Annotated in this window: 23 protein-coding genes; 10 read left to right on the top strand and 13 right to left on the bottom strand. The window is 66.7% G+C overall.

The window, feature by feature from the left end; translation table 11 throughout:
• Nucleotides 1-342: 342 nt before the first annotated feature.
• From ACYQ6W_RS08920 to ACYQ6W_RS08895, 6 genes are all read right to left on the bottom strand, one after another.
• A complete protein-coding gene (locus ACYQ6W_RS08920) occupies nt 343-1,293 on the bottom strand; it encodes an ROK family protein (RefSeq protein ID WP_459674821.1) in 951 nt (316 codons plus the stop codon).
• Nucleotides 1,290-2,009 (bottom strand): copper homeostasis protein CutC, encoded by a 720-nt coding sequence (locus ACYQ6W_RS08915; protein ID WP_459674819.1) that lies wholly within the window; start codon nt 2,007-2,009, stop codon nt 1,290-1,292. The genes ACYQ6W_RS08920 and ACYQ6W_RS08915 overlap by 4 nt, the downstream gene beginning before the upstream one ends.
• Nucleotides 2,006-2,845, bottom strand: coding sequence for a carbohydrate ABC transporter permease (locus ACYQ6W_RS08910; protein WP_459674818.1), 840 nt, complete (start codon nt 2,843-2,845; stop codon nt 2,006-2,008). Before ACYQ6W_RS08910 ends, ACYQ6W_RS08915 begins: the two co-directional genes overlap by 4 nt.
• 2 nt (nt 2,846-2,847) lie before the next feature.
• Nucleotides 2,848-3,714, bottom strand: a complete 867-nt coding sequence (locus ACYQ6W_RS08905; RefSeq protein ID WP_459674816.1) for a carbohydrate ABC transporter permease — start codon at nt 3,712-3,714, stop codon at nt 2,848-2,850.
• Between the two features lie 35 nt (nt 3,715-3,749).
• Nucleotides 3,750-4,991, bottom strand: coding sequence for an extracellular solute-binding protein (locus tag ACYQ6W_RS08900; protein ID WP_459674815.1), 1,242 nt, complete (start codon nt 4,989-4,991; stop codon nt 3,750-3,752).
• A 140-nt stretch (nt 4,992-5,131) separates the two neighbouring features.
• On the bottom strand, nt 5,132-5,914 hold the full coding sequence (locus ACYQ6W_RS08895; RefSeq protein WP_459674814.1) for an SDR family oxidoreductase: 783 nt from the start codon (nt 5,912-5,914) through the stop codon (nt 5,132-5,134).
• A gap of 113 nt (nt 5,915-6,027) precedes the next feature.
• Here ACYQ6W_RS08895 and ACYQ6W_RS08890 point away from each other — a divergent pair, with 113 nt between their 5' ends.
• From ACYQ6W_RS08890 to ACYQ6W_RS08865, 6 genes are read left to right on the top strand one after another with little or no spacing between them, the layout of a single operon-like run.
• Complete coding sequence (locus tag ACYQ6W_RS08890) at nt 6,028-7,626, top strand: N-acyl-D-amino-acid deacylase family protein (RefSeq protein WP_459674813.1); 1,599 nt, start codon at nt 6,028-6,030, stop codon at nt 7,624-7,626.
• 10 nt (nt 7,627-7,636) lie between these two features.
• Nucleotides 7,637-8,014: a RidA family protein gene (locus ACYQ6W_RS08885; RefSeq protein ID WP_459674812.1), complete on the top strand. Its 378-nt coding sequence runs from the start codon at nt 7,637-7,639 to the stop codon at nt 8,012-8,014.
• On the top strand, nt 8,007-9,065 hold the full coding sequence (locus ACYQ6W_RS08880) for a D-TA family PLP-dependent enzyme (protein WP_459674811.1): 1,059 nt from the start codon (nt 8,007-8,009) through the stop codon (nt 9,063-9,065). Before ACYQ6W_RS08885 ends, ACYQ6W_RS08880 begins: the two co-directional genes overlap by 8 nt.
• Nucleotides 9,062-9,385, top strand: coding sequence for a nitrile hydratase (locus ACYQ6W_RS08875; RefSeq protein WP_459674810.1), 324 nt, complete (start codon nt 9,062-9,064; stop codon nt 9,383-9,385). The genes ACYQ6W_RS08880 and ACYQ6W_RS08875 overlap by 4 nt, the downstream gene beginning before the upstream one ends.
• Nucleotides 9,382-9,663 (top strand): SH3-like domain-containing protein, encoded by a 282-nt coding sequence (locus ACYQ6W_RS08870; protein ID WP_459674809.1) that lies wholly within the window; start codon nt 9,382-9,384, stop codon nt 9,661-9,663. The genes ACYQ6W_RS08875 and ACYQ6W_RS08870 overlap by 4 nt, the downstream gene beginning before the upstream one ends.
• Nucleotides 9,660-10,241, top strand: a complete 582-nt coding sequence (locus ACYQ6W_RS08865; RefSeq protein WP_459674808.1) for a nitrile hydratase subunit alpha — start codon at nt 9,660-9,662, stop codon at nt 10,239-10,241. Before ACYQ6W_RS08870 ends, ACYQ6W_RS08865 begins: the two co-directional genes overlap by 4 nt.
• Before the next feature lie 7 nt (nt 10,242-10,248).
• Here the strand turns inward: ACYQ6W_RS08865 and ACYQ6W_RS08860 are convergent, their stop codons facing one another.
• From ACYQ6W_RS08860 to ACYQ6W_RS08840, 5 genes are all read right to left on the bottom strand, one after another.
• Nucleotides 10,249-11,289: a LacI family DNA-binding transcriptional regulator gene (locus ACYQ6W_RS08860; protein WP_459674807.1), complete on the bottom strand. Its 1,041-nt coding sequence runs from the start codon at nt 11,287-11,289 to the stop codon at nt 10,249-10,251.
• Nucleotides 11,290-11,297: 8 nt separating this feature from the next.
• Nucleotides 11,298-11,969, bottom strand: a complete 672-nt coding sequence (gene otnC, locus ACYQ6W_RS08855) for a 3-oxo-tetronate 4-phosphate decarboxylase (protein ID WP_459674806.1) — start codon at nt 11,967-11,969, stop codon at nt 11,298-11,300.
• Between the two features lie 75 nt (nt 11,970-12,044).
• Nucleotides 12,045-13,055 (bottom strand): acyl-CoA thioester hydrolase/BAAT C-terminal domain-containing protein, encoded by a 1,011-nt coding sequence (locus ACYQ6W_RS08850; RefSeq protein ID WP_459674805.1) that lies wholly within the window; start codon nt 13,053-13,055, stop codon nt 12,045-12,047.
• A gap of 78 nt (nt 13,056-13,133) precedes the next feature.
• Nucleotides 13,134-14,015: an aldo/keto reductase gene (locus ACYQ6W_RS08845; protein ID WP_459674804.1), complete on the bottom strand. Its 882-nt coding sequence runs from the start codon at nt 14,013-14,015 to the stop codon at nt 13,134-13,136.
• Between the two features lie 59 nt (nt 14,016-14,074).
• The gene (locus ACYQ6W_RS08840) at nt 14,075-14,812 is read right to left on the bottom strand and encodes a 2-keto-4-pentenoate hydratase (protein WP_459674803.1); all 738 of its coding nucleotides are present in this window, start codon (nt 14,810-14,812) and stop codon (nt 14,075-14,077) included.
• Between the two features lie 491 nt (nt 14,813-15,303).
• On the opposite strand from ACYQ6W_RS08840, the gene ACYQ6W_RS08835 reads away from it, so the two are divergent.
• From ACYQ6W_RS08835 to mdoH, 4 genes are all read left to right on the top strand, one after another.
• Nucleotides 15,304-15,579, top strand: a complete 276-nt coding sequence (locus ACYQ6W_RS08835; protein WP_459674801.1) for a hypothetical protein — start codon at nt 15,304-15,306, stop codon at nt 15,577-15,579.
• 368 nt (nt 15,580-15,947) lie between these two features.
• Nucleotides 15,948-16,433 (top strand): MerR family transcriptional regulator, encoded by a 486-nt coding sequence (locus ACYQ6W_RS08830; RefSeq protein WP_459674800.1) that lies wholly within the window; start codon nt 15,948-15,950, stop codon nt 16,431-16,433.
• Between the two features lie 154 nt (nt 16,434-16,587).
• Nucleotides 16,588-18,150 (top strand): OpgD/OpgG family glucan biosynthesis protein, encoded by a 1,563-nt coding sequence (locus ACYQ6W_RS08825; RefSeq protein ID WP_459674799.1) that lies wholly within the window; start codon nt 16,588-16,590, stop codon nt 18,148-18,150.
• On the top strand, nt 18,138-20,270 hold the full coding sequence (mdoH, locus tag ACYQ6W_RS08820; RefSeq protein WP_459674798.1) for a glucans biosynthesis glucosyltransferase MdoH: 2,133 nt from the start codon (nt 18,138-18,140) through the stop codon (nt 20,268-20,270). Before ACYQ6W_RS08825 ends, mdoH begins: the two co-directional genes overlap by 13 nt.
• Here mdoH and ACYQ6W_RS08815 read toward each other — a convergent pair.
• Both ACYQ6W_RS08815 and ACYQ6W_RS08810 read right to left on the bottom strand, forming a co-directional pair.
• Nucleotides 20,267-21,799 carry an ArnT family glycosyltransferase gene (locus ACYQ6W_RS08815; RefSeq protein WP_459674797.1) on the bottom strand — a complete coding sequence of 511 codons (1,533 nt, stop codon included), beginning with the start codon at nt 21,797-21,799 and terminating at the stop codon, nt 20,267-20,269. The genes mdoH and ACYQ6W_RS08815 overlap by 4 nt on opposite strands.
• The gene (locus tag ACYQ6W_RS08810; RefSeq protein WP_459674796.1) at nt 21,796-23,307 is read right to left on the bottom strand and encodes an aspartate ammonia-lyase; all 1,512 of its coding nucleotides are present in this window, start codon (nt 23,305-23,307) and stop codon (nt 21,796-21,798) included. The genes ACYQ6W_RS08815 and ACYQ6W_RS08810 overlap by 4 nt, the downstream gene beginning before the upstream one ends.
• Between the last annotated feature and the right edge of the window lie 20 nt (nt 23,308-23,327).

Genomic DNA, 23,327 nt, shown 5'->3' with positions numbered 1-23,327 from the left:
ACCCTAAGGCGCCACCAACATATCCCTTCCATCCAGATATAATTTTCAAAGAACAAACCCGACCACGCCCCAGTTCCCCAGAACGCCTCAGGCTCCAAACTCTGTCGAAGGAGGACGAAGCTTCTATCAGGTCCGAAACCCTCAAGCAACCCCGCACCCCGTCGGTGAACCGGCTTCTAGACCCACCAACCCACACCGTCAACACCGTCCGACCGTCATCTCACCGTCATCAACGCGGGGTAGCCCAGCGCAAAAATCCTCTAGACAAGCCGCGCCAGAGACGAAATCGCCATGAACAGAGGTCCGGAAGGTTCGGAATTTATTCGAAACCCATCGGCCGCATCAGCCGCTTTGCGAATCGGCGCGAACCGTGGCCAGCCTCTCGACCCCGACCCCTTGGGCCTGGAAGGCCCGAATCGCCGCCCCTAGAAGCGCGCCGCGCGCACCCAGCGTCGAGCGCCGCAGCGCGGGCGGCGCCCGCCAGGCGAGCCTTCGTGTCAGTGCCGCACGCAACGGATCGAGCAAGACGCCATCCGCTTCCGCCAATCCGCCGCCTAGGACGATGACCGCCGGATCGAGCATCAACGTGACCGTGGCGCAGGCGATGGAGAGCGCTTCCACCGCTTGGGACCAGACCTCGGCGGCCCGCGGATCGCTCTCCAGCCGGCGGGCAATCTCGGCAGCCGTAAGGCTGTTCGCCCCGCCCGCGGCGCGATACCGCCGGGCGATGGCGGAGGCCGAGGCATAGGTTTCGAGGCAACCAAACTGGCCGCAAGCGCAGGCCTCACCCTCCGGATAGACCGGCACGTGGCCTAGTTCGCAGGCCATTTGCCGCGCCCCCGAGACCGGAACGCCAGCGCAGACGAAAGCGGCGGCGATGCCCGTCCCGATCATGATCATCGCGGCGTCGCGCTCACCGCGCGCCGCGCCCAGAAGAGCCTCGGCCAGACCCGCGCTCCGCACATCATGCCCAGGTGCAACGGGGAGGCCGAGGCGTGCCGCAAGCCGGGGCCCCAGGGGAAAATCGCGCCAGCCGAGATTGGCCGCGAACATCACATGGCCGGTCGTCTCGTCCATCCCGGGCGTGATCAGGCCGATGGCGCAGGGCGCCTCGTCCCCCACCCCGTCGAGACAGCTGCGCAGATAGCCGTGGAGCCGCTCATAGGCCGCCTCGCCCAGCCGCCCCTCGGTCGGCATGGGCGGGAAAAGCCGCATCGCCCCCGTCTCCGAGACCAGCGCCGCCTTGAAACTCGTCCCGCCGACGTCGACGGCGAGCACCGTCCGCGCGTTCATCCCTGGGGTCGCGCCGCCCTGATGAAGGCCGCGACCTCTTCCGTCGAGGTCACCAGCCGGCCGAAGGCATCCGGCCGCATGGCGCGCAGATGCACCTCCGGCACGCCGGTCCGCTCCAGGAGGGCACGCACATTGCCAGCCCGCACGCTGCCGCCGGCGATGATGGCGACCCGCCCCGCCGCCTGGGTGACGAGCCCTGCCAGCACCTCCGCCCCCGCCTCCGCCGTCGGCTTGCCGCCGGAGGTCAGGACCGAGCGGATGCCCAGGCCCAACAGGGTGTCGAGCGCGGCAGGCAAGTCGCGCGCCGCGTCGAAGGCCTTGTGGAAGGTCATCGGGGTGCCACCGCAGGCGGCCTTCAGCCGACCCATCGCCCGCGCATCCACCGCCCCCGCGGCCGTCAGCGCACCGCAGACGAAGCCGATGGTCACCCCCGGTGCCTTGGGCAGGCTGCGGAAGGCCGCGATGTCGGCCAGCATCACCTCCACCTCTTCCGAGGAGAAGACGTAATTGCCGCCGCGCGGCCGGATCATGATGCGCACGCCGATGCGCCGCACCCGGCCCAGCACCGCCTGCACCAGGCCGTAGCTCGGCGTCAGCCCGCCCTCAGACAACGCGCTGCACAGCTCGATGCGGTCGGCCCCCTCGGCCTCTGCGGCCAAGGCGCCGGCCAGATCGTCGACGCAAATCTCCACGTGCGGCGGCGCGAAGCCGCTCACTTGATGGACCCCGCCGTCAGCCCGCCCACGACCTTCCCCTCAATGAGGGCGAAGAGGACGATGACGGGAATCGTCGCGATCACCGACCCCGCGAAGAGATGGCTCCAATCCACCTGATACTGGCCAATATAGGAATTGAGGGCGACGGTGAGCGGCTCGGTCGCGGCGGAGGTGGTGAGCGTCAGGGCCACGATGAACTCGTTCCAGGCGCTGATGAAGGTGAAGATCAGCGCCGTCACGATGCCGGGGAGCGCCAGCGGCAGGGTGATGCGGAAGAGAGCGCCGATCCGGCTCGACCCGTCGATGAAGGCAGCCTCCTCCAGCTCGGCCGGGATCGCCGAGACATAGGCGTTCAGGATCCAGACCGCAAAGGCCATGTTGAAGCCGGCATTCACCAGGATCAGAGCGCCGACGCTGTTGAGCATGCCGAATTCGAGAAATTCGCGGTAAAGCCCGACCAGCATGGCCGTCGGCTGGAACATCTGGGTAACCAGCACCAGCAACATGAAGGCGTTGCGGCCGCGGAAGCGATGGCGCGCGGTGTAATAGGCAGCCGGGATCGCCACCAGGAGGACGAGCGCGGTCGCTCCGCCGGCGACCTCGAGGCTGATGCGGAGCGCATGGCCGAAGCCGGTGCCCCAGATGTCGATGAAGCTGTGCCAGTTGAAATGGCTCGGCAGATAATCGCGGTCGAGCAACTCGTTCGCAGGCCGCAGCGCCGCGATGATCATCTCGACATAGGGCAGGAGAAAGAAGATCGCCGCGAGATAGGCGAGACCCATGAAGATCAGTGTGCGCGCCGGGAAGCTGCGCGTAGCGGCGGAGGAGGCGGCCATTCTCAGCTCTCCCCGCCGCGCCGCGTCGTCATGCGCAGGTAAATCAGCACCACCACCATCACCAGCCCGAAGTTCACGAGCGACATGGCCGCGGATTCGCCGATGTAGCTCTGCTTGAGCTGATACATGAAAGTCGTCGTCGTACTCGTGCGGTGGCCGGGGCCGCCACGGGTCATTTCCCAGATAATGGGAAAGGAGTTGAAGACGTTGATGACGTTGATGAGCAGCGCGACGACGAAGGCCGGGCGCAGCAGCGGCAGGGTGATGCTGCGGTAGGTGCGCCAGGCGCCCGCGCCGTCCACGCGCGCCGCTTCATAGACGTCGCTCGGAATGCCCTGCAAGCCGGCGAGCAAGGCGTAGGTCGCGAAGGGGATGGAGACGAAGACCGCGACGGCCATCATCCAGGGGAAGGCCGTCGCGGGATTCCCCAGCCAATCCGAGGCATCGCTGTTGAAGCGATGCAGCACCCCGATGTCGTAGAGAAAGACGTTGATGACGCCATTGTTTGCGTCCAGCGCCCAGCGGAAGACGATGGATGTCATCATGACGGAGGCGGCCCAGGGCGCGATCAGCGCCCAGCGTGCGGCGCGCCGGCCCGGGAATTTCTGGTTGAAGAGCTGCGCCATGGCGAGAGAGATCACCATCGTCACCGCCACCACCACCACCACCCAGAGGACGGTGCGGATCAGGACGCCGGAGAGATCCGGCTCCTGCCACAGGTAGCGGAAGTTCCGCCATCCAGCCCAGCCCAGGATGAACCCATCCGGGCTGATGTGCTGGAAGGCGGTCCGAACCATGATGACCACGGGCCAGAGCACGACGATGGCGATCAAGCCCACCGCCGGCCCTACCCACAGCAGAGGCGTCAATCGTGACGCCCGTAGGAAGCCGGCCGACACGCCTCTTATTCGCCCTTCTCGGCGGTCTGCTGGATGCTATCCAGCACCGACTTCGGGTCAGGCCCGATGGCCGTGCCGATCTGCTGCTGGATCTGCGTCTTGACCTGGGCCCAGACGGGATCGCTCGGATACTGCACAGCCTTGGGCAGAGCCGCCATGAAGGGCGCCAGCGCCGGATCCACCTTGGAGAAGGCGGTAGCACCGGAGACGGTGCCCGGCAGTAGGTTGTATTCCTGCGAGAAGGCGATCTGGTACTGGTCCTGCAGCGCGAAGTCGATGAACTTCTTGATCGCTTCCTGCTTGGAGCCGTCCGTCTTGAAAGCGGCCATGAAGTCACAGACGCCGAGAGTGCTGTCGAGCGGCCCGGTCTTGCCCGTGATCGGCGCCGTGCCCCACTCCGCATCCGTCAGCACGCCAGCCTGCTTGATGATCGGCAGCAGGGTGGTGATGCCGTTGACCATGCCGATCTGCCCCTGGGCGAATTGCTCCAGGATCACGGCGCGGTTCTTCGTGCCCGGGTTGGGCTCGGTGTCACCGGCCTTCACCAGCTTGGTCATGAATTCGAGCGTCTCGACGTTCTGCGGGCTGTTGATCACCCACTTGTCGCCGTCCTTGTAGTTGCCGCCATTGCCGAGGAACCACAGCAGCGTCTCGGCCTGGGCCTCCTCCGGCCCGAGCGGCATGCCGTAGCCGATCTTGCCGAGGGCGGCGATCTTGCCGGCATCGGTCATCAGCTCGTCCCAGGTCTTGGGCGGTTCGGCGATCCCTGCCTGGGCGAACAGCTTCTTGTTATAGAAGAGCGTGCGCGAACTGGTCGTGAAGGGCAGGCCGTATTGCGCACCCTCGTAGCTGCCCAGCGTCTTGAAGGCGGGCATTAGGTTCGCGGGGTCGGACATGACCTCGCTCGCCTTATAGAGCAGGCCTTCCTGCGCATAGTTCGCGAAGTAGTCGCCTTCCGTAATGTCCGGATACTGGCGATTCTGCACCATGGTCTGAATCTTGGTGTCGAAGTCGTTCCAGTTGACCGTCTGCACCTTCACGGTGATCGAGGGATTGGCGGCATGGAAGGCGTCCGCGATCTTCTGCCAGTAGATCTGGCTGCTGTCGGCGGGGCCGGTGCCGTAGTCGGCGGCAACGAGCGTCAGCACCGTATCGGCGCGCGCCGGAGCGACGCCGAAGATGCCGAAGGTCACGGCCAGAGCCGCCGAGGCTCCGGCGGCTGCGAGGGAACGTCGAGCGATGCGCATGAGGAAGCCTCTTCCCGAGGGGGTTGCGAGCAATGCAGGGTTGAAGTCTAAGCAGGGCCGCAGCGACTTGTATAGCCGGGTTGTTCCGATCTTTCGTTTCCGCCTGCGCCCTTAATCAGTCTTCGGCACCGCAACAACGCTCACTTCTGTTGCGTGATCGACGCTTGCAGCTGGGTCAGGCCCGCGGTGATGCCACCGTCCACCGGCAGAACGGCGCCCGTGATGTGGGACGCATCCTCGGACACCAGGAAGGCGACGGCGCGGGCGACGTCCAGCGGCGTCGCTACCTTCCGCAGAGGATACCATGCGGTGACTTCGGTGAAGACGTCGGGATTGGCGGCAAGCCGGGCTTCCCAAGCGCGGGTGCGCACCGTTCCGGGGGCGACCGCATTCACCCGCACGCCGTAAGGGCCGTATTCCACGGCCAGGCATTGCGTCAGATGCAGGAGCCCCGCCTTGGCGGCGCTATAGGCTGGATGGCCGAAGCTGCCGCTCACCCCGTTGACCGACCCCATGTTGACGATGACACCGCGGCGCTCCAGCAGATGCGCCTCGAAGGCCTTGGTGCAGAGAAAGGCACTGTCCAGGTTGAGGGCGATGTCCCGCCGCCAAGTGGCAAAGTCGAGGCCGCGCATCGTGTCGCTGAAGGCGCGCCCGGCATTGTTGACCAGTGCCCGCACCTCGCCGATGGCAAGCGCGGCGCGCGCTGCCGTTTCCACCGCCGCCTCCTCCGTCACGTCCAGCTGCATCGCTTCCGCGGCTCCGCCCGCGGCCCGCACGCGGGCTACCACCGCTTCTGCCCGCTCAGCCGAGATATCGGCACAGATGACGCCCCAGCCGCGTGATGCCAGCACATCGGCGATGGCGCCGCCGATGTCCCCGCCGCCGCCGGTGACGAAGGCCCAATGCCGTGCCTCGCTCATGCAGCCTCCTGCTCTTCCCGCCGGTCACTTCTTTTTGGCCTGCGGACCGTCGGGCAGCATGGCCGAAGCCGCACCGGCCGTATAGGCTCCGTGGCCGCGAAAGGACTTCCCTCATGCAGCAGGATCTCGTCATCACTGGCGCCCGCATCGTGGACGGCACCGGGGCTCCCTGGTTCCGGGGGGACGTCCGGGTCGCCCAGGGTCGGATCGCGGCCGTCGGCCCCGCCGTCGACACGACCGGTGCGCGCGAGCTGAAGGCCGGCGACCGCTACCTCGCCCCAGGCTTCATCGATGCCCATTGTCACGACGACCTTGCCTTTCTGCGGGAGCGGACACGGCCGGAAAAGGCGCGACAGGGCGTGACCTCCATCGTCGTCGGCAATTGCAGCTTTTCGCTCTATCCCGCGCCGGACGCATCGGTGGACCTGCTGCGCGGCCATTTCGGCGGCCTTCTGGGGGAGACGGCACGATCCGAGGTCTTTCCCGATCTTGCCCACTATCGCGCGGCGCTGGAATCGCCCGGCATTGCCCTCAACCTCGTCTCCCTCGTCGGCCATGCCGCACTGCGCCTCGCCGTCATGGGTTATGAGCGCCGTGCTGCGACGGAGGCCGAGATCCGCGCCATGCAGGATCTGCTGCGGCCCCAGCTCCGCACCGGGGCGGCCGGTCTATCACTCGGCCTCGTCTATCCGCCCAGCGCCTTCGCGGAAAAGGCGGAACTCGTCGCCCTCGCCGAAACGGTACGGGAGGAGGGCGGCATCCTCGCCGCCCATGTGCGCAGCTACGAGGCCCACCTGCTGCGATCCATCGACGAGTTCTTGGATGTGCTGGCCACCGCCGGCTGCCCCGGCCTGCTGTCGCATCTGCAGTCGGCCGGCAGGCCAAACTGGGGGCAGATCCCGCAGGCTCTCGCGCAGCTGGAAGCCGCCCGCGCCGCGGGCGTGGACATCAGCTTCGACATGTATCCCTACCCCGCCGGCAGCAGCTACATGCTGCAGCTGCTCCCGCCCTCTGCCCAGGAAGGCGGCCTGCCCGCGCTCCTCGCCCGGCTGCACGACCCGGCGGAGCGCGCGGCCCTCAAGCGCTGGGTGGAGGAAGGCAGCAACGACGGGCACGGCCAGTCGAAGATCTCCCTCATCGGCTGGGGCAACGTGCTGATCTCGGGTGTCGGCAATCCGACGCTCAAGCCCCTCGAAGGCCGCCGTATGGATCAGGCCGCCGCCGAGCTCGGGCTCGCGCCCTTCGATCTTCTCGTCCGTTTCGTGGAAGAGGATGACGGCCAGACGGCGATCGTCATGTTCCAGCTCAGCGAGGAGGATCTGCACGCCGCCTGCTGCCATCCCCTGCACATGGTGGGATCGGACGGGCTGCCCCGCCCAGGCACCCGGCCGCATCCCCGCGCCTTCGGCACCTTCCCGCGCATCCTCGGCCCCCTCCGGCGCGATAAGCACTGGTTCAGCCTGGAGGACGCGGTCCGCCGCATGACAGCGATCCCAGCCCAGCGCTTCAGCCTCGGCGGACGTGGCCTGATCCGGCCAGGGATGGTCGCCGACCTCGTTCTGTTCGAGGATGCCGTGACGGATCACGCGACCTTCGAAGAGCCGGTGCAGGCGCCGACCGGCATCACGGACGTCTGGGTCGCGGGCGAAGCCGTCATTGCCGCGGGTGCGGTCACCGGCCGGCTACCCGGCCGGGTCTTGGGACGAGGATAAGGAGATACGCATGCGTCAGGAACTCATCATCGACGGCGCCAGCAAGCCTGGGGGCACCTACTCCCATGCCGTGGTCGCCAACGGCTTCGTCTACGTCTCGGGCCAGACCGGCACCAATCCCAAGACCGGCGAGACCTCCGACAATTTTCAGGACCAGGTGCGTCAGACTCTGACCAATCTCAAGACGATCCTGGATGGCGCGGGCAGCAGCCTCGCCGACGTCGTGAAGATCAACGCCTATCTCACCGACATGACGCGCTTCGATGAGTGGGACGCGGTGTATCGTGAGTTTTTCCCCGCCGCCCCCCCGGCGCGGACCACCATCGCCTGCCAGCTCTATGGCGTGCTGGTGGAGGTCGATTGCGTCGCGGTGCTCTCCGATGTCTGAGCCGCTTTCCGTCGACGCGCTGGATACGCCGGTCCCGGTCATCGATCTCGACGTCGTGGAGCGTAACCTCGCGCGCATGCAGGCCTATGCCGATGCACACGGCCTGGCCCTTCGCCCGCATATCAAGACGCACAAGCTGCCGGCCTTCGCGCAGCGGCAGATGGCGCTCGGGGCCGCTGGCATCACCTGCCAGAAGCTCGGCGAGGCCGAGGTGATGGCGACGGCCGGGCTGACCGACATCCTCATCTCCTATCCGCTCATCGGTGCGGAGAAAGCGCGCCGTCTCGCGGCGCTCACCGCACGCGCGAAAATGCGCGTCGCGATCGACAACCCTCTCGCCCTCGCAACCCTCGCGGACGCGGCGCGGACGGCAGCCGCTCCGATCGGAGTCCTGGTCGAATTCGACAGCGGGCAGAAGCGCACCGGCGTCGTGTCGGTCGCCGAAGCGCTGGCCCTCATCGCGCAGATCAAGGAAACATCCGGTCTGCGGTTCGACGGGCTGATGACCTATCGCAGCGCACCCACGACCGCGGGCTTCATCCAGAGCGTCAAGGATGCGGGGGTCGATCTTCCGGTCGTCTCGGGCGGCGGCACGCCAGGCTGGGAGAAGACGCACGAGACAGTGGGCATCACCGAAATGCGCGTCGGAACCTACATCTACAATGACCGCATGATGGTCGACGCCGGCGCCGCGACGCTCGCGGATTGCGCGCTCCACGTCGTCGCGACCGTCATCAGCCGGCCGGAAGAGGGCCGCATGGTGATCGACTGCGGGTCCAAGACCCTTTCGAGCGACCGCATGCCCAATCCCGCCATTCCCGGCTACGGCCTGCTGCTGGACTATCCGGAAGCGGTGATCGAACGCGTGACCGAGGAGCACGGCATGGTCGATCTCTCGCACTGTGTTCGCAAGCCGGCCCTCGGCGAGCGCGTCCGCATCCTGCCCAACCATGTCTGCGTCGTCACCAATCTGCACGACGAGGTGGTGGTCAGCCGGGGCGGCATGGTCGAAGGCATCTGGCCAGTCGCAGCCCGGGGCCTGACGCGATGAGCGATCTCCCCGACCACGACGTGCCGCGCGCCATGCACGATCTCGGGGGCGTTTCGCGCTACATGTGCGAGCCGATCGATACCGAGCCGCATGAGTTGACGGATTTCGATCGCGAAGTGGATGCAATCCGCCAGATCCTCGGCGCCAAGAAGGTGATGTCGGTGGACGAGCTGCGCCGCGGCATCGAGAGCCTGCCGGAAGCGGAGTATCTGCGCCTATCCTATTATCAGCGCTGGACGCGGGCGATCACCGCGATCCTCCTGGAAAAGGGCGTCTTCACCGAAGACGAGCTGCGCACAGCCCTGGGCGGTGGCGCATGATCGCCCCGGGAACCACGGTGCGCGTGCGGGAGGATTGGCCCGAGACACGCGGCCCCTGCCACATTCGCACACCGCATTTCCTGCGTGGCGCCACCGGGCGCATCGACCGGCATCTGGGTGATTTTCCGAATCCCGAAGATCTCGCCTTCGGCCGGCCGGCCGCCCCCCTCGCCCTCTATCACGTCGCCTTCGACGCAAGCCGCCTCTGGGCGGACGGCAAACCGGAGGCCGAATTGCTCGTCGAACTCTATGAACCCTGGCTTGAGGTGCTGCCATGAACCTCGCGGATGTCGATACCGGCGCGCTCCTCGGCGCGTTGCGTCAGGTGCTGACGGAGAAGGGCATCACCAATGCGGCGGAGATCGCCGAACGCATCCGGGTGACGGACGCGGCCTCCCCCGCGCTCGGCGCCGCGATGGTGGCCAAGGCCTGGGTCGACGCGGAGTTCCGCGCCCTGATGTTGGCCGATGGCGCTCGCGCCGCAGAAAGCATGGGCATCTCGATGCGCGGCATGCCGCCCCTCGGCGTGCTCGAGAATACGGCGGAGGTGCATCACCTCGTCGTCTGCACGCTGTGTAGCTGCTATCCCCGCGCTGTCCTCGGCTACCCGCCCTTCTGGTTCAAATCGACCAGTTACCGGGCGCGTGCGGTGCGCGACCCGCGCGGCGTCCTCGCCGAGTGGCGGACGATGCTGCCGGAGACGACGACGATCCGCGTCGTCGACAGCACGGCCGATTACCGCTGGATGGTGCTGCCGCGCCGGCCCGCCGGCACGGAAGGATGGACGGAAGCCGAGCTCGCCGCCCTGGTGGACGAGGGCGACATGATCGGCGTCACGGTGCCAGGCTTGCCCTGACCTCGGCTCAGGTGCTTTCGCCGACACGGAGCGAGAAGCCAACGTCGAGACTGGCGCGCCCCGTCTCCTGTCCGCGGATACGGGCGAGCAGCTTTTCCGCTGCCAGCCGCCCCATCTCGCGCCGCGGCGAGATGATGGTTGTGAGCGAAGGCTGAACCAGCTCGCCGATGCCGAAGCCGTTGAATCCGGCGACGGCGACCCGCCCGGGCACCGCGATGCCTTCCCGCTGTGCTCGCAGGATGGCGCCCACCGCCATGTCGTCATTGGCGAAGAACAGCGCATCGAGATCCGGCACTTCCGCAAGCGCGCGCATCAGCGCCTCCCCGCCGGCGCGCGGGCTGGAGGGTTCCTCATGCGGGAATGGAGGCAGCGTCGGCAGCCCGTGGCGGGCAAGACAGCGATTCAGACCCCGGCCGCGTTGCAGTGCGCGATAATCGCCCTTGGCGCCGCCACCGACGAAACCGATGCGCCGATATCCGCGCGCGACGAGATGTTCGCCCATCACCTCGCCTACCTTGGTGTGCGATAGACCAACGTTCATGTCGATCGGGCGAGGGCCATAGTCCATCATTTCGACGACGGGCCGGTTCCACGCCTGCAGCAGTGCGCGCGTGCGCTCGGTATGGCGCAGCCCGGCCATGATGACGCCGGCGGGGGACCAGCCGAGCAGCGTCGTCGTCAGCTCCTGCTCGCGCTGCAGGTCATACTGAGTATTGCCCAGCAGAAGTTGATAGCCGGCCTCCTGCAGCACCTCCTGCACGCCTTGGATGACTTCGATGAAGACGGCATTGGCGAGGGACGGCACGATGACCAGCACCACTCGGCTTTCGGCGGAGGCCAGGGCGCCCGCCATCCGGTTCGGCACGTAGCCCAGTTCATCCACTGCCTGTAGGACGCGGGCGCGCAAGGTCTCGGAGACCGCTTCGGGCGTATTCACCACGCGTGAAACGGTGATGGGCGCGACGCCCGCGCGTTCAGCGACGTGCTTCAACGTCACGCCGGCGCGGAGCGGCGGCGCTTTGGCCTGCGTCTTGGTCGTCCCTACCATGACCGCATCTAGTGGTCGTGATGGTCGTGCGCAGCATCCGGCATCTCGAGGCCGAAATGCCGCACCAGGTCATCGACCTGCGCCTGCGTCAGCATGCGCGGGTTGAGGCCGCGCAGCATAAGGTAGAGCCGCGCCGTCTCCTCCAGCTCCTCCGTCGCGTAGACCGCGGCCTCCAGCGTTGCGCCGGCAACAACCGGCCCGTGGTTCGCGAGCAAGACGGAGGAATACCGCCCGGCGAGCCCGCGAATGGCGCCCGCCACCGCATCGTCCCCCGGCCGGTAGTACGGGATCAACGCCGTTTTGCCATGCTTCATGACATAGTAGGCGGTCATCGGTGGAAGCACCGCCGCAGGGTCGATCTCCGGCAGCATGGAAAGCGCCACCGAATGAGTGGAGTGCAGATGGACCACCGCCCCGGTCTGCCCCCGCGTATCGTAGAGCGCGGCATGCAGCGGCACCTCCTTGGTCGGCTTGTCGCCCGAGATGACGCGGCCGTCGGCATCGAGGCGCGACAGTCGCGCCGGGTCGAGAAAACCTAGCGAAGCATTGGTCGGCGTCATCAGATAGCCGCCATCCTCGAGCCGCAGGCTGATGTTGCCGGAGGAGCCGGGCGTCAGCCCCCGCTCGAAAAGCGAACGGGCGAAAAGGCAGATCTGCTCGCGCAGCTTCGATTCACTCATGACGATTCCTCCGGTCTTTGCGGCAGTCTAGCCGCCAAAGGAGATCCTGCCCAACCCGTGCGCCCGTCCGGGGCTTCAGAAGCCGTTCCTTGCTGTGGAGAAGGCAGCCGCGAGGAAGCCGAGCGCTTCGGGCCAGACCGTCTCACGCGCTGCTGCATTGGCCTCGGCCGTGCCGCCCAGCGCCCCCAGGTCACGATAGGTCTCGCTCCCCTTCGCTTCAGGCGGCCCGAAGACCGCATGGCCTGCCTTCGGAAACACACGCAGCAGCACGGGATGCGGAAAGCCTGCGGCGCGCAGGCGGCGTGCGGCTTCGCGCGCGAGCGCGCAGGAGGGCCAGACCACGTCCCGGCCGCCGCAGATGAGCATGACAGGACCCTCTATCGCCTGGATCGGGATGAGTGCACGGCGATGGTCGCCGATGGCGGCCAGGCCTGAGGCATAGCGGTCGAAGACCGTGTCGCTCTGTGATACGCGATAGGGCAGATCCGGCAGAGGCCGGCCGTTCAGCGAAAAGCTGGAGGCGGGATTGCGCAGACCCCAGGGGCCGATCCCTTGCCAAACGATGCCGGACGGCACGGCCGCGATCACTGCCGAGATCGCTGGATCATGGGACGCGACGAGCAGCGCCGCTTCGCCGCCGACCGAGGTTCCCATGATGCCGATATGGCGAGGATCGACGCCCGGTTGCTTTTGCAACCATGCAACCGCGTGCTCGAAATACTCGACTGGGATGAGCTGCAAGTCCTGCGGCAGGCCGGGCAGGCCGAAATAGGCGAGCTGCAGCACCACGTAGCCTTGCGCGGCCAGCGCTTCCGCTTCCGCGCTCACCGCCGCGGCGAGTCCGCCTTCGGACCCGCCCAGGACGATCATGCCGGGGCACGGCCCGCTCCCGCTGGGCGGGCGGAATAGAAGCCCTTGAAGATGATTGGCGGTGACCGGCTCGGCGGCCTGCGCCAGGCCGCGGATCGAGACGATGAGGATCAATGCGGCAGCAAGACCGGGCGTGAGGCGCGCACATCGGGCCCGGATCGCGCGCAGGGCAGCCGCCAAGCGCCCAGCCGCCCGTGATGGACGATCGTCTCCCATCCTTCCTCCCCACGTTTTTGTGAGAAGATAGGACGGGAGGAAACGGGATTGTCCATCCCGTTTCGCATGGGTCGGCGATTAGCCTCCCTTTTCAGCCTCGGCGCGGCCCTGCGCGTCGAGCGCCTTGAAGTCCTCGTCCGTCAGGGTGAGACCTGCGCCCTGAACGTTTTCCCGCAGATGCCCGGAATGCCCGGTGCCCGGAATCGGCAGCATGACGGGGGAGCGTTTGAGCACCCAGGCGAGCGCGACCTGGCTTGCCCCCGTGCCGAGGCGCTCGGCGATCTGGCTCAGAACCGAGCCGGGTCGGGCCAGGTTACCGGCGGCGAGCGGCGCCCAGGGGATGAAGCCGATGCGGTGCTTCTCGCAGTAGTCGAGCACGTCCTCGCTCTTGCGGTCGACGAGGTTGTAGCGGTTCTGCACCGTCGCCACGGGGAAATAGCCCTCGGCCATGGTGATGTCGGAGACGCTGACTTCGGAAAGCCCGACGTGACGGATCAGCCCTTCCTTCTGCATGGCCGCGATCTCGCCGAACTGCTCCTCCGCCGGCACCTTGGGGTCGACGCGATGCAGCTGCCATAGGTCGATGCGTTCCACGCCCAGGCGCCGCAGGCTCATCAGCACGCATTGGCGCAGATATTCAGGCCGGCCCAAGGGCTTCCAGATGTCCGGACCATGCCGGGTCAAGCCGCCCTTGGTCGCGATGGTCAGGCCCTTATAGGGGGCGAGCACCTCGGCGATGAGGTCTTCACTGACGAAGGGGCCGTAGCTATCGGCCGTGTCGATGAGGTCAATCCCGAGCTCCGGGACAAGGGCAAGGGTTCGCTTCGCCTCCGCCACATCTGCGGGCGACCCCCAGATGCCCTTGCCCGTGATGCGCATGGCACCAAACCCCAGGCGATTGACCGTGAGATCGCCGCCGATGGTGAACTGGCCCGCGTCGCGGGCGGTCGCCTCTGCCATCTGTCTGCTCCTTGTATGGGTTGCACCCAAGGTAGGAAGGGGGAGAGGCGCCGTGAAGGTCAGGCCGCGCTGAAACTCACGCGGACCGGCTGGGTGCCGGCGAAATGGGTGGTGGCCGTGCCGCCCGCCGGCGCGGGCAGCGCCCCGGTCCAGGAACCACAGGTCACGATCTGCCCGGCGCGAAGCCCGCCGGACCAGACGGCGCCTTCATCCGCCAGCCAAGCGATGAGGCGGATCATATCCCCTGCCGGATTGCCGGTGGCATGCTTGACCGGTGCACCCGTGATCTCCTGCGCGACGGTCAGGGTTGCAAAGTCGATACTCTGCCAATCGGCGATCGCCTCGCCGAGGATCAGGGCACCGTGGCCGATGGAGTCGGCGAGCTTGAGCATGGGCGATGCGCTCTCCCACCCGGGAATGCGCCACTGCACGACCTCGATCACCGGGTGGCAGCTCGCGATCGCGGCCACGACTTCGGTGCGGCTATAGGGCGTGTCCCGAGGCGCCAGATCCCGGCCGATCAGGAAGGCGATTTCCGATTCGACCAGCCGATCCGTGAAGTCCGCGCCGAGGGTCGTGCCAGAGGGCAGGATCCCGCTGCGCGGCAGCGCAGCGCCGGAGGGTGGGGCCTCGGACCCAGCCGCGCCCACTTTCCAACCACCGATCGGCCCCAGGGCGCGCGTCACCGCCTGCTGCACGGCATAGGCTTCGGCGGCCGAAGAGACTGCAGGAATTTCCGAAGGCGACAGCATCCTGCCGCTGCTCCGCGCCGTCAAAAGCTGATCGCTGAGGCTCATCTCCATCTCCTTCATGCCGCACTGCAACAAAAGTTTATAAAGGTTAAATGATATTTATCAGTGACTTAGAGGATTCCGTTTCGAGACCATCGCAGAACTCTCCTTTTTGCGATTGCCTGAAAGCCCCTCACGGCGGCAGAGGACAGGGCACATTAAGGCGAAATTGTGTTCGGAGCCCCATGTTTTTGCCCCAATTCAGATCAGGCCTCACCCCTCTGCTGGTTGCTTTCGCGGTGGCGGCCGCGGCTGGTGCCAAGGCGCACGCCCAGACCACCGCAGCTCAGCTGACGCTTCACGCCGACGTCGTGCACGAAGCGCGCCCTTCGACACGGACCGACGCCCTCTTGGCCTCTCTCTCTGCCGAGGCTGGTATCCCCTTCTTCACGCGCGCACAGGAGGCCGCGGACAGTGCGCAGCCAAGTCCCGCTTCGCCGGCTAGCTTGCCGCCGGCTCTCTGCCTGAGAGCGGGCGTCGGCCTCAGCCCCGCCGTCATGTCCGGTTCCCAGATGACGGTGGAGCACGGCATCGTCGGTTGCCCGACGGAGACGGCAGGGCTGCCGATCTCGGTCAGCCCCGACCCGGCGCTCGCGCCGCCGCCCAATAGTCGAACCGGAGACTATTCCTTGGCGCTCACGCTGCGCTACCGCCTCCTGCAGCGCAAACGGCTGCAGGTCGAAGCGAGCCTGACTGACCAGGGGCTCGCCTACAGCATCGATCGTCCGATCTCCGGCAACAATCTGGTCGCCGCCATGTCGGTACGATTCTGAGTGTCGAATTTTCTTGCGGCGGCGCGAAGCGGGATGCCAGACTTGCGTAGTCGTCAACAACTGAAAGGAGGTGATCCAGTGTCTCATTGTGTGATTGCGCGGGTGCCCGCGACCTGGATGACCGCCCACGAGGTGTGTGCGCAGGTCTGATAGCAGCGGTCCGGCCCCTGCGGCCATCGCCAATGAAGAAGGCCCGTCCGAAAGGACTGGGCCTTCTTTCATTTGGTGGATGTTTTTACTCGGCAACGGCTAATGATGAGTCGTTTCGATGATGTTGCATCTCATTCTCAAACGGCATCGGATTCGGCTCTTCCGCGCGCATTGACCCTGGAAAAGAGCGACCCTATCTGTTTTGCATCGACTTCGGCATGCCGGGGAAGCGAGGATCGGGCCATGACGTCACCTGCCGTTTTTCCTTTCGTTGCGCGATGAACATCGGACAGGCAGCCGCGGCGTCCGGCGTTTCCGCGAAGATGATCCGCTACTATGAAAGCGTATCCCTGATCGCACCGGCGGACCGGTCGGCCGCCGGCTATCGCCGCTATGACGAGTCGGACGTGCAGACGCTGCGTTTCCTGCGTCGCGCCCGCAATCTCGGCTTCTCCGTCAGCCAGATGCGCGACCTTCTGGCCCTCTGGCGAGATTCCGACCGTTCCAAGGTCGACGTGCAGAAGCTCGCGCTGTCGCATGCCGCTGCCTTGGACGCGAAGGCGAAGGAGATCGCCGAGATGAGCGCCGCGCTGCGACACCTCGCCCGCCAGTGCGAAACCAGCGGTGACCGGCCCGGTTGCCCGATCATCGATGATCTGGCCGAAACCCGGGCACCACACGCAGGTGGCGCCGGCTGCCACTGACCCGAGCCTGACCAGACCAGAGCGCGGCCGAGGCGCGGCCGCGGGGTCCGCGCCGCCACAGCGCGCGCTTTTCTTCGCCCGAGTGTTGCCATGCAGCATGGCGACCCTACCTGTGCTCAGCCGGCGGTTCGGCACCCTGGCTCACGCGGATATGATGGCGAAAGGACGCATACACTTGCTGCGACGAGATCTGGTTCAGGCAGGCCTTGGGGTCTCCGGCCTCACCCTGCTGTCCTCCTTCGGTCTCCGTCCCGCGGGCGCCGCCGAAGCGCCGCGGCCAAAGCCCCAGGCTGGCCCCTTCGACGGTTCCACGGTTCGGGACCTGGCGCAGAAGCTGGCCGCCCAGCCCTTCCAGGCGCCGGACACGAAGCTGCCTGCCGCCGTCGCCCACATGACCTATGACGACTTCCGCAGCATCACCTATAAGCGTGACCAGGCGCTGTGGCACGACCAGAACCTGCCCTTCCAGGTGCAGTTCTTCCCGCGCGGTTTCCTTTACGGGGCCCGAGTCGACATGTTTGAGGTCGCCAACGGCCAAGCGACGGCCGTGCCCTACAATCCGGACCTTTTCGACTATGCCAACCCGAAGCTGCGCGTCACCGAGCCGCTCGGTTTTTCCGGCCTGCGCATCCTCAACCCCATCAACAAGCCGGATGTCTTCGACGAGTTCTGCGTCTTTCTCGGCGCGAGCTATTTCCGCGCTGTTGCCAAGGGCCAGGTTTATGGCCTCTCGGCGCGGGGTCTCGCCATCGGCACGGGCGATCCGAAGGGGGAGGAGTTCGCGCGTTTCAGCGCCTTCTGGCTGGAACGTCCACAGCCGGGTCAGACCTCGCTCGTGGTCTACGCCCTGCTCGACAGCCAAAGCGTGACGGGCGCCTTTAAGTTTACCATCACCCCGGGCAACGAGACGGTCTTCGACGTCGAAAGCACCTTCTTCCCCCGCGTCGACATCACCGAGCCGGGCATCGCGACGCTCACCGGGATGTTCTATTTCGATGCGAACAACCGGAACAAGGTCAACGACTGGCGCCCGGCGGCCCATGATTCTGAAGGCCTTCAGATGTGGACTGGCACCGGTACACAGATTTGGAGACCGCTCAATGATCCGGCCCAGCTCCAGCTCAGCGCCTTCGGCGACGGCAACCCGCACGGCTTCGGCCTGATGCAGCGCAAACGCAGCTTCTTCGACTATCAGGACATCGCGCTGGAATACGAGAAGCGGCCGAGCCTCTGGATCGAGCCGATCGGCGACTGGGGCCAGGGGAATGTCGATCTGGTCGAAATCCCCTCCCCTAACGAGGTCAACGACAACATCGTCGCCTTCTGGCGGCCGAAGGACAAGCTCTCGGCCCGCGGCCAGTATAATTTCACCTATCGAATGCACTGGGGGTGGGATTGCCCCTGGCCGACGAAGCTGGGCCGTATCGTCGATACCCGCATCGGCAATTCCGACGACCATGCCGGCATCGAAATCGTCCTCGACATCGTGGGTGATGAGGTCAAGAACGTGCCGGGCGACGCCAAGATGCATGCGCAACTGAGCGCCAACGCTGGGAAGATTTCCAACGTCGTGGTCGAACCCAATCCCGCCACCGGCGGCTGGCGGATCATGTTCACCCTGGACCCGGCGGACGCCAAGCTGATCGAGCTCAACGGCGTCCTCATGAACGATCAGACGCCGGTCTCCGAGACTTGGCTCTATCGATGGACGCCGTAAGCGCCGCCGCCCTCGCGGCGCTTCCGCCCGAAGCGCCGCTTGCCATGCCGGTCCAGCGCCTGGACCAGGCGCCCAAACCGGCCCGCCGGCCCGAAACGGCGCCGCGCGGACTGATGCTTCGCCGCCTCTTCGTCATCGGGGGCGCGGTCCTGCTGACCGCGCTCGGCGGTGAGCAGATGTATTTCGTCTTCAACGGCAACGGGCCGAGCGTCCTCGGCATCCTCGTGTTGCTGCTGTTCCTTCTGCTCTTCGCCTGGATTGCACTCTCCTTCACGAGCGCCTTGGGTGGGGTTGCCGCCACACTCTCCCGTGGCGGGCTCGGCCTCGGCATCGATCCGAAGGCCCCCCTTCCCAGTTTGCGCGACCGCACGGCACTGCTGATGCCAACTTATAACGAGGAGCCGGAGCGCGTAATGGCGGGGCTACGGGCGATGCACGCCTCGCTCCTCGCTACCGGGCAAGGCCAGGCCTTCGATCTTTTCATTCTGAGCGACACGACCGACCCCGACGTCTGGGTTGCCGAGGAAGCGGCCTTTCTCGCCTTCCGCACCGAGATGGGCTCGCGCGAGATCGGCCTCTACTACCGGCGCCGGGCGAAGAATACCGAGCGCAAGGCCGGCAACATCGCCGAATGGGTGCGCCGCTTCGGGGGCGCCTATGGACAGATGATCACGCTCGACGCCGATAGTCTGATGGAGGGTGAAACCATTGTACGGATGGTCGCCGCCATGGAGGCGCATCCCGGTGTCGGGCTGATCCAGACTCTGCCGGTCATCGTCGGAGGCCGCACGCTCTTCGCCCGCATGCAGCAGTTCGCCGGGCGCGTCTACGGGCCGCTCATTGCGCAGGGCATCGCCTGGTGGCACGGCTCGGAAGGGAATTACTGGGGCCACAATGCGGTCATCCGCACCGCCGCCTTCGCCGAGCAGGCCGGGCTGCCGCACCTGCGCGGGCGCAAGCCGATCGGGGGTGCCATTCTCAGCCATGACTTCGTCGAAGCCGCGCTCATGCGACGGGGCGGCTGGGCCATCCACATGGTACCCGCCCTCGGTGGCAGTTTCGAAGAGAGCCCGCCGTCATTGACCGACGTCGCCATTCGTGACCGGCGCTGGGCGCAGGGCAATCTCCAACATATCGGCGTTCTGCCCACGCGCGGGCTGCATTGGGTCAGCCGCCTGCATCTTCTCATGGGCATCGGCAGCTACGTGACCTCGCCGCTCTGGCTACTCTTCCTGCTGGCTGGTGTCCTCATCGCCTTGCAGGCGCATTTCGTGCAGCCGCATTACTTCGGCAACACCAAGTCGCTCTTTCCGAACTGGCCACAGGTCGATCCGATCCGCGCGAAATGGGTCTTCATCGGCACCATGGCGGTCCTGCTCGCACCCAAGCTGTTCGCCTATCTGCTGCTGCTGCTGAACCCAACGCTGCGCCGCGGCTGCGGCGGCGCGCTGCGCGCCTTCCTCAGCCTCATCCTCGAAACGCTGCTGGGCGGCCTGGTCGCCCCGGTCGCCATGCTGATCCAGACCGAGGGTGTACTGCAGATCCTAGCCGGGCGCGATTCCGGCTGGAACGCTCAGCGCCGCGATGGCGATGCTGTGCCGCTGCGGCTTCTCTGGCGGCAATATGGCCGCTTCAGCGCCTTCGGACTCTTGCTCGCCTTCGCAGCCTACGCCGTGTCCCCCGCCCTCTTCCTCTGGATGACGCCGGTGCTGGTCGGCCTGCTGCTCGCGGTCCCTCTGGTGCAGCTGACCTCCAGCACGGCGGTCGGCATCGGGTTGCAGCGCCTCGGTCTTCTGCGCATCGTCGAGGAAGCGCGGCCCACGCCCGTCATCGACCAGGCGACCGCGCTGCGGGCGCGGGCCGAGAGCACCGTGGGCGAGGCGGTGGCCCGCCTCGCGGCTGATCCCGCTCTCCTCGCCCTTCACCGCTCCCTGCTGCCGACCCCGCGCCGGCCCGGCCAAGACCCGATCGACGTGCCGCTTCTCGTCGGCCTCGCCAAGGTTCAGGAAGCAGGGACGCTGCGGGCGGCGCTCGATGCGCTCAGCCGACAGGAAAAAGCCGCCATCCTCACATCCGCCGAGGGGCTCGATCGGTTGATCCTGCTCACCGCCGAAGCTTAAGGCTTGCGGCGCCAGACCAGCATCGTGTCGTAGCGACGCCACAGCGTGTAGCCGGCGGCGAGATCGGCCTGCATCCGCGCATAGACGACGAGGTTGCGCGTCGCCCCATTCTGGTCGTCCGGATTGCTGCGGCGGATCACGAAGAGCGGTCGCTGCGCCATGATCCCGTCCAGCGTCGCCACCGGGTCAATGCCGATCATGTGCGACAGCAGGCGGGACTGCAGGAAGGACGGAAAGACGTAGCGCGTCGGAAGCCGCGCCTGGGTCAGGCTGTAGAGCACCGGCTCGCCGTCGAAGACGTAGAGCGTTTCGCCCGGCGCCTGCGCGAGTTCGGGCAGCAGGTCCGCTGCCACCCGCGCCGGGGTATCGCGCAGCGGCGCGAAGCCTGGGACTGGCGAGCGCCCCGCGACCGCCAGCATGCGGGCCATATCGGGCGCAATGGCGTGCGCCATGGGCCAGAGGCTGAGGAGCGTGACCCCCAGCAGCACGAGGCGCGGCACGCGCGCAGCGTTCAGGACCGCCGCCAGCAGCAGCCCGGCGGCGACGCAGAGCGCGGGCAGGATCTGCAGGAAGTAGTGGCTGAAGTAGAGGCCACCGGAGGCGACACCGAGGGCGCTCGTCCCGATCCACAGCAGCGCCAGGCGCCGCCCTGGCCGCCCGCGTAGCGCCTCCACCAGTAGCCAGAGCAGCCCCGCATAGAGCAGGGGAAACATCACCGCCTGATGCGCATAGGCACCGAGAAAGCCGCTGCCGGAGACAGGCACGGCGACACGCCGCAGGTTCGAAAGCAGGCTCGCCTGCAGAAAAGCCGGAAAGTCGCCGGCCGCCGCATAGAGCAGCACTGCGCCGAGGAAGGGCGCGAGCACACCGAGGCTGAAGAGCAGACCCTGAAGGATGGTGTGGCGCAGGGCGCTCCAGCCCCGCCCGGCGCGCCCCGCCAGCATGGCGGCGAAGACCGTCACCATGTCGAACACGGCGACGTATTTGATCATGAAGGCAACCCCGAGGGCGAGGCCGATGCCAATCGCTCGCTGAGGCCGGACGGGTCCTGCACGCAGCGCCCAGAGCAGGCCGAGGCAGGTGAAGCCCTCCATGAAGATCTCGGTATTGGCAGCGATCCCGTCATCCGGAATGGTCGTCAGGATGAAGAGCGCGCCGGCCGCGCCCGCACAGAGTTCGGCACGGAGAGGTGACTGGCCCGCCAACAGACGGCGCGCGATGCGCCACACCAGGAGGGCCGTACCTGCGACCGCCAGTAGGGCGGCGAGGCGCATGGCGAAAATGCGGTCACCGAAGAGGGATTGGAAGGCGGCGAAGATCGCGTAGATGCCAAGCGGCTTGTTGTCCCACACGGCGGTATAGGGCAGGTGCCCCGCCCGCCATTGCTCCGCCATAATGAAGTAGAGGCTCTCGTCCCAATCCACCACGCTCATGGTGAAGGACGGCAGCCGGGTCGCGAGGGCGAGCAGGCAGAGGCCGGCGCCCATGATCCAGGGCAGCGCCGGCCGGCGCGCAGGCGCTGTCCTCATGCGCGGGGCGGCGTCGCGGCGCGGGCAGTGATGACGCGGGAAGGCCGGGTCATCGCCTCGATGCGCAGCAGCTCGTCCAGCGTCGCCTCGTCCAGCAGCCCTTCCTCCAGCACGATCTCACGCACGCCCCTTCCTTCCGCCAAGGCGCGGCGGGCGATGCGCGAGGTGACCTCGTAGCCGAGTGTCGGGCCGAGTGCGGTCACCAGACCGATGGAGTGGTTCACGAGGTCGAGACAGTGCTCCCGATTGGCGGTGATGCCACGGATGCAGCGGTTCGTCAGGCTGTCGATCGCCGAGGTCAGCATGCGCAAGGAGGTCATCACACAAAAGGCGATGGTCGGCTCGAAGGCGTTGAGCTGCAGCTGCCCGCCCTCGGCACACATGGTGATGGTGAGGTCGTGGCCGATGACGAGATAGGCGACTTGGCTCACCACCTCCGGGATCACGGGATTGACCTTGCCGGGCATGATGGAGGAGCCGGCCTGGCGCGCCGGCAGGTTGATTTCGCCCAAGCCGGTGCGCGGCCCGCTGGAGAGCAGGCGGAGGTCGTTGCAGATCTTGGAGAGCTTCACCGCCACCCGCTTGAGCACGCCGGAAAACAGAACGAAGGCGCCCATGTCGGAGGTCGCCTCGATCAGATTGGGCGCGAGCGACAGCGGATGGCCGCTGATCGCCGCCAGTTCCTCCACCACCAGGGGCGCATAGCGGGGATCGGCGTTGATGCCGGTGCCGATGGCGGTCGCGCCGAGATTGACCTCGTGGAACAATGCCGCGACTTCGGACAGTCGCTGCACGTCCTCCTTCACCGTGGTGTGGAAGCCGTCGAACTCCTGCCCCAGCGTCATCGGCACCGCATCCTGCAGCTGGGTGCGGCCCATCTTCAGCACGTCGGCGAATTCCGCGCCCTTCTCCTTCAGCGCGAGGGACAGGTCCCGCAAGGCCCGCTGCAGCGGCTTCACGCCCTCCAACACGGCGACACGCAGCGCCGTGGGATAGGCGTCATTGGTCGATTGCGCCATGTTCACATGGTCGTTCGGATGCAGCAGATCGTAGCGGCCGCGCTCATGCCCGGCCAGGACGAGCGCCAAATTGGCGATCACCTCGTTGGCGTTCATGTTGGTGGAGGTGCCCGCCCCGCCCTGCACGGCGTCTACCACGAACTGGCCGTGATAGGTGGTGTCGGCGAGCAGCGCCTGGCAGCCCGCTTCGATCATCGTCGCCTTCTCGGCCGGAAGCGCCCCCAGGATGCGGTTGGCACGGGCGGCGGCCATCTTCACCATGGCGAGGGCGCGGACGAGATCGGGGAAATGCCCGATGGGCACGCCCGAGATCGGAAAGTTCTCAGCAGCGCGCAGGGAATGCACGCCCCAGAAGGCAGCGGCTGGAATCTCGACCTCGCCGAGCAGATCATGCTCGCGCCGCGTCTCCACGCCATGCAGCGGCACGCTGCGGGTGGTGGCGAGTTGCAGGGTGTCCCCGCCCGGCATGTCGGCAGGCTCGTCCGTCATGATCCGTCCCCGTTTCTCTC

The organism is Acidisoma sp. 7E03 (assembly GCF_054665075.1).
The sequence above is the reverse complement of the archived record's forward strand: the minus strand, read 5'-3'. Positions and strand labels throughout refer to the sequence as shown.

What these genes read in the sequence shown, in the direction of transcription:
- ACYQ6W_RS08920 (WP_459674821.1), bottom strand. Translation starts at nt 1,293, where the DNA reads ATGAACGCGCGGACGGTGCTCGCCGTCGACGTCGGCGGGACGAGTTTC.
- ACYQ6W_RS08910 (WP_459674818.1), bottom strand. Translation starts at nt 2,845, where the DNA reads ATGGCCGCCTCCTCCGCCGCTACGCGCAGCTTCCCGGCGCGCACACTG.
- ACYQ6W_RS08900 (WP_459674815.1), bottom strand. Translation starts at nt 4,991, where the DNA reads ATGCGCATCGCTCGACGTTCCCTCGCAGCCGCCGGAGCCTCGGCGGCT.
- ACYQ6W_RS08895 (WP_459674814.1), bottom strand. Translation starts at nt 5,914, where the DNA reads ATGAGCGAGGCACGGCATTGGGCCTTCGTCACCGGCGGCGGCGGGGAC.
- ACYQ6W_RS08890 (WP_459674813.1), top strand. Translation starts at nt 6,028, where the DNA reads ATGCAGCAGGATCTCGTCATCACTGGCGCCCGCATCGTGGACGGCACC.
- ACYQ6W_RS08885 (WP_459674812.1), top strand. Translation starts at nt 7,637, where the DNA reads ATGCGTCAGGAACTCATCATCGACGGCGCCAGCAAGCCTGGGGGCACC.
- ACYQ6W_RS08880 (WP_459674811.1), top strand. Translation starts at nt 8,007, where the DNA reads ATGTCTGAGCCGCTTTCCGTCGACGCGCTGGATACGCCGGTCCCGGTC.
- ACYQ6W_RS08875 (WP_459674810.1), top strand. Translation starts at nt 9,062, where the DNA reads ATGAGCGATCTCCCCGACCACGACGTGCCGCGCGCCATGCACGATCTC.
- ACYQ6W_RS08870 (WP_459674809.1), top strand. Translation starts at nt 9,382, where the DNA reads ATGATCGCCCCGGGAACCACGGTGCGCGTGCGGGAGGATTGGCCCGAG.
- ACYQ6W_RS08865 (WP_459674808.1), top strand. Translation starts at nt 9,660, where the DNA reads ATGAACCTCGCGGATGTCGATACCGGCGCGCTCCTCGGCGCGTTGCGT.
- ACYQ6W_RS08860 (WP_459674807.1), bottom strand. Translation starts at nt 11,289, where the DNA reads ATGGTAGGGACGACCAAGACGCAGGCCAAAGCGCCGCCGCTCCGCGCC.
- otnC (WP_459674806.1), bottom strand. Translation starts at nt 11,969, where the DNA reads ATGAGTGAATCGAAGCTGCGCGAGCAGATCTGCCTTTTCGCCCGTTCG.
- ACYQ6W_RS08850 (WP_459674805.1), bottom strand. Translation starts at nt 13,055, where the DNA reads ATGGGAGACGATCGTCCATCACGGGCGGCTGGGCGCTTGGCGGCTGCC.
- ACYQ6W_RS08845 (WP_459674804.1), bottom strand. Translation starts at nt 14,015, where the DNA reads ATGGCAGAGGCGACCGCCCGCGACGCGGGCCAGTTCACCATCGGCGGC.
- ACYQ6W_RS08840 (WP_459674803.1), bottom strand. Translation starts at nt 14,812, where the DNA reads ATGAGCCTCAGCGATCAGCTTTTGACGGCGCGGAGCAGCGGCAGGATG.
- ACYQ6W_RS08835 (WP_459674801.1), top strand. Translation starts at nt 15,304, where the DNA reads ATGTCCGGTTCCCAGATGACGGTGGAGCACGGCATCGTCGGTTGCCCG.
- ACYQ6W_RS08830 (WP_459674800.1), top strand. Translation starts at nt 15,948, where the DNA reads ATGCCGGGGAAGCGAGGATCGGGCCATGACGTCACCTGCCGTTTTTCC.
- ACYQ6W_RS08825 (WP_459674799.1), top strand. Translation starts at nt 16,588, where the DNA reads ATGGCGAAAGGACGCATACACTTGCTGCGACGAGATCTGGTTCAGGCA.
- mdoH (WP_459674798.1), top strand. Translation starts at nt 18,138, where the DNA reads ATGGACGCCGTAAGCGCCGCCGCCCTCGCGGCGCTTCCGCCCGAAGCG.
- ACYQ6W_RS08815 (WP_459674797.1), bottom strand. Translation starts at nt 21,799, where the DNA reads ATGAGGACAGCGCCTGCGCGCCGGCCGGCGCTGCCCTGGATCATGGGC.
- ACYQ6W_RS08810 (WP_459674796.1), bottom strand. Translation starts at nt 23,307, where the DNA reads ATGACGGACGAGCCTGCCGACATGCCGGGCGGGGACACCCTGCAACTC.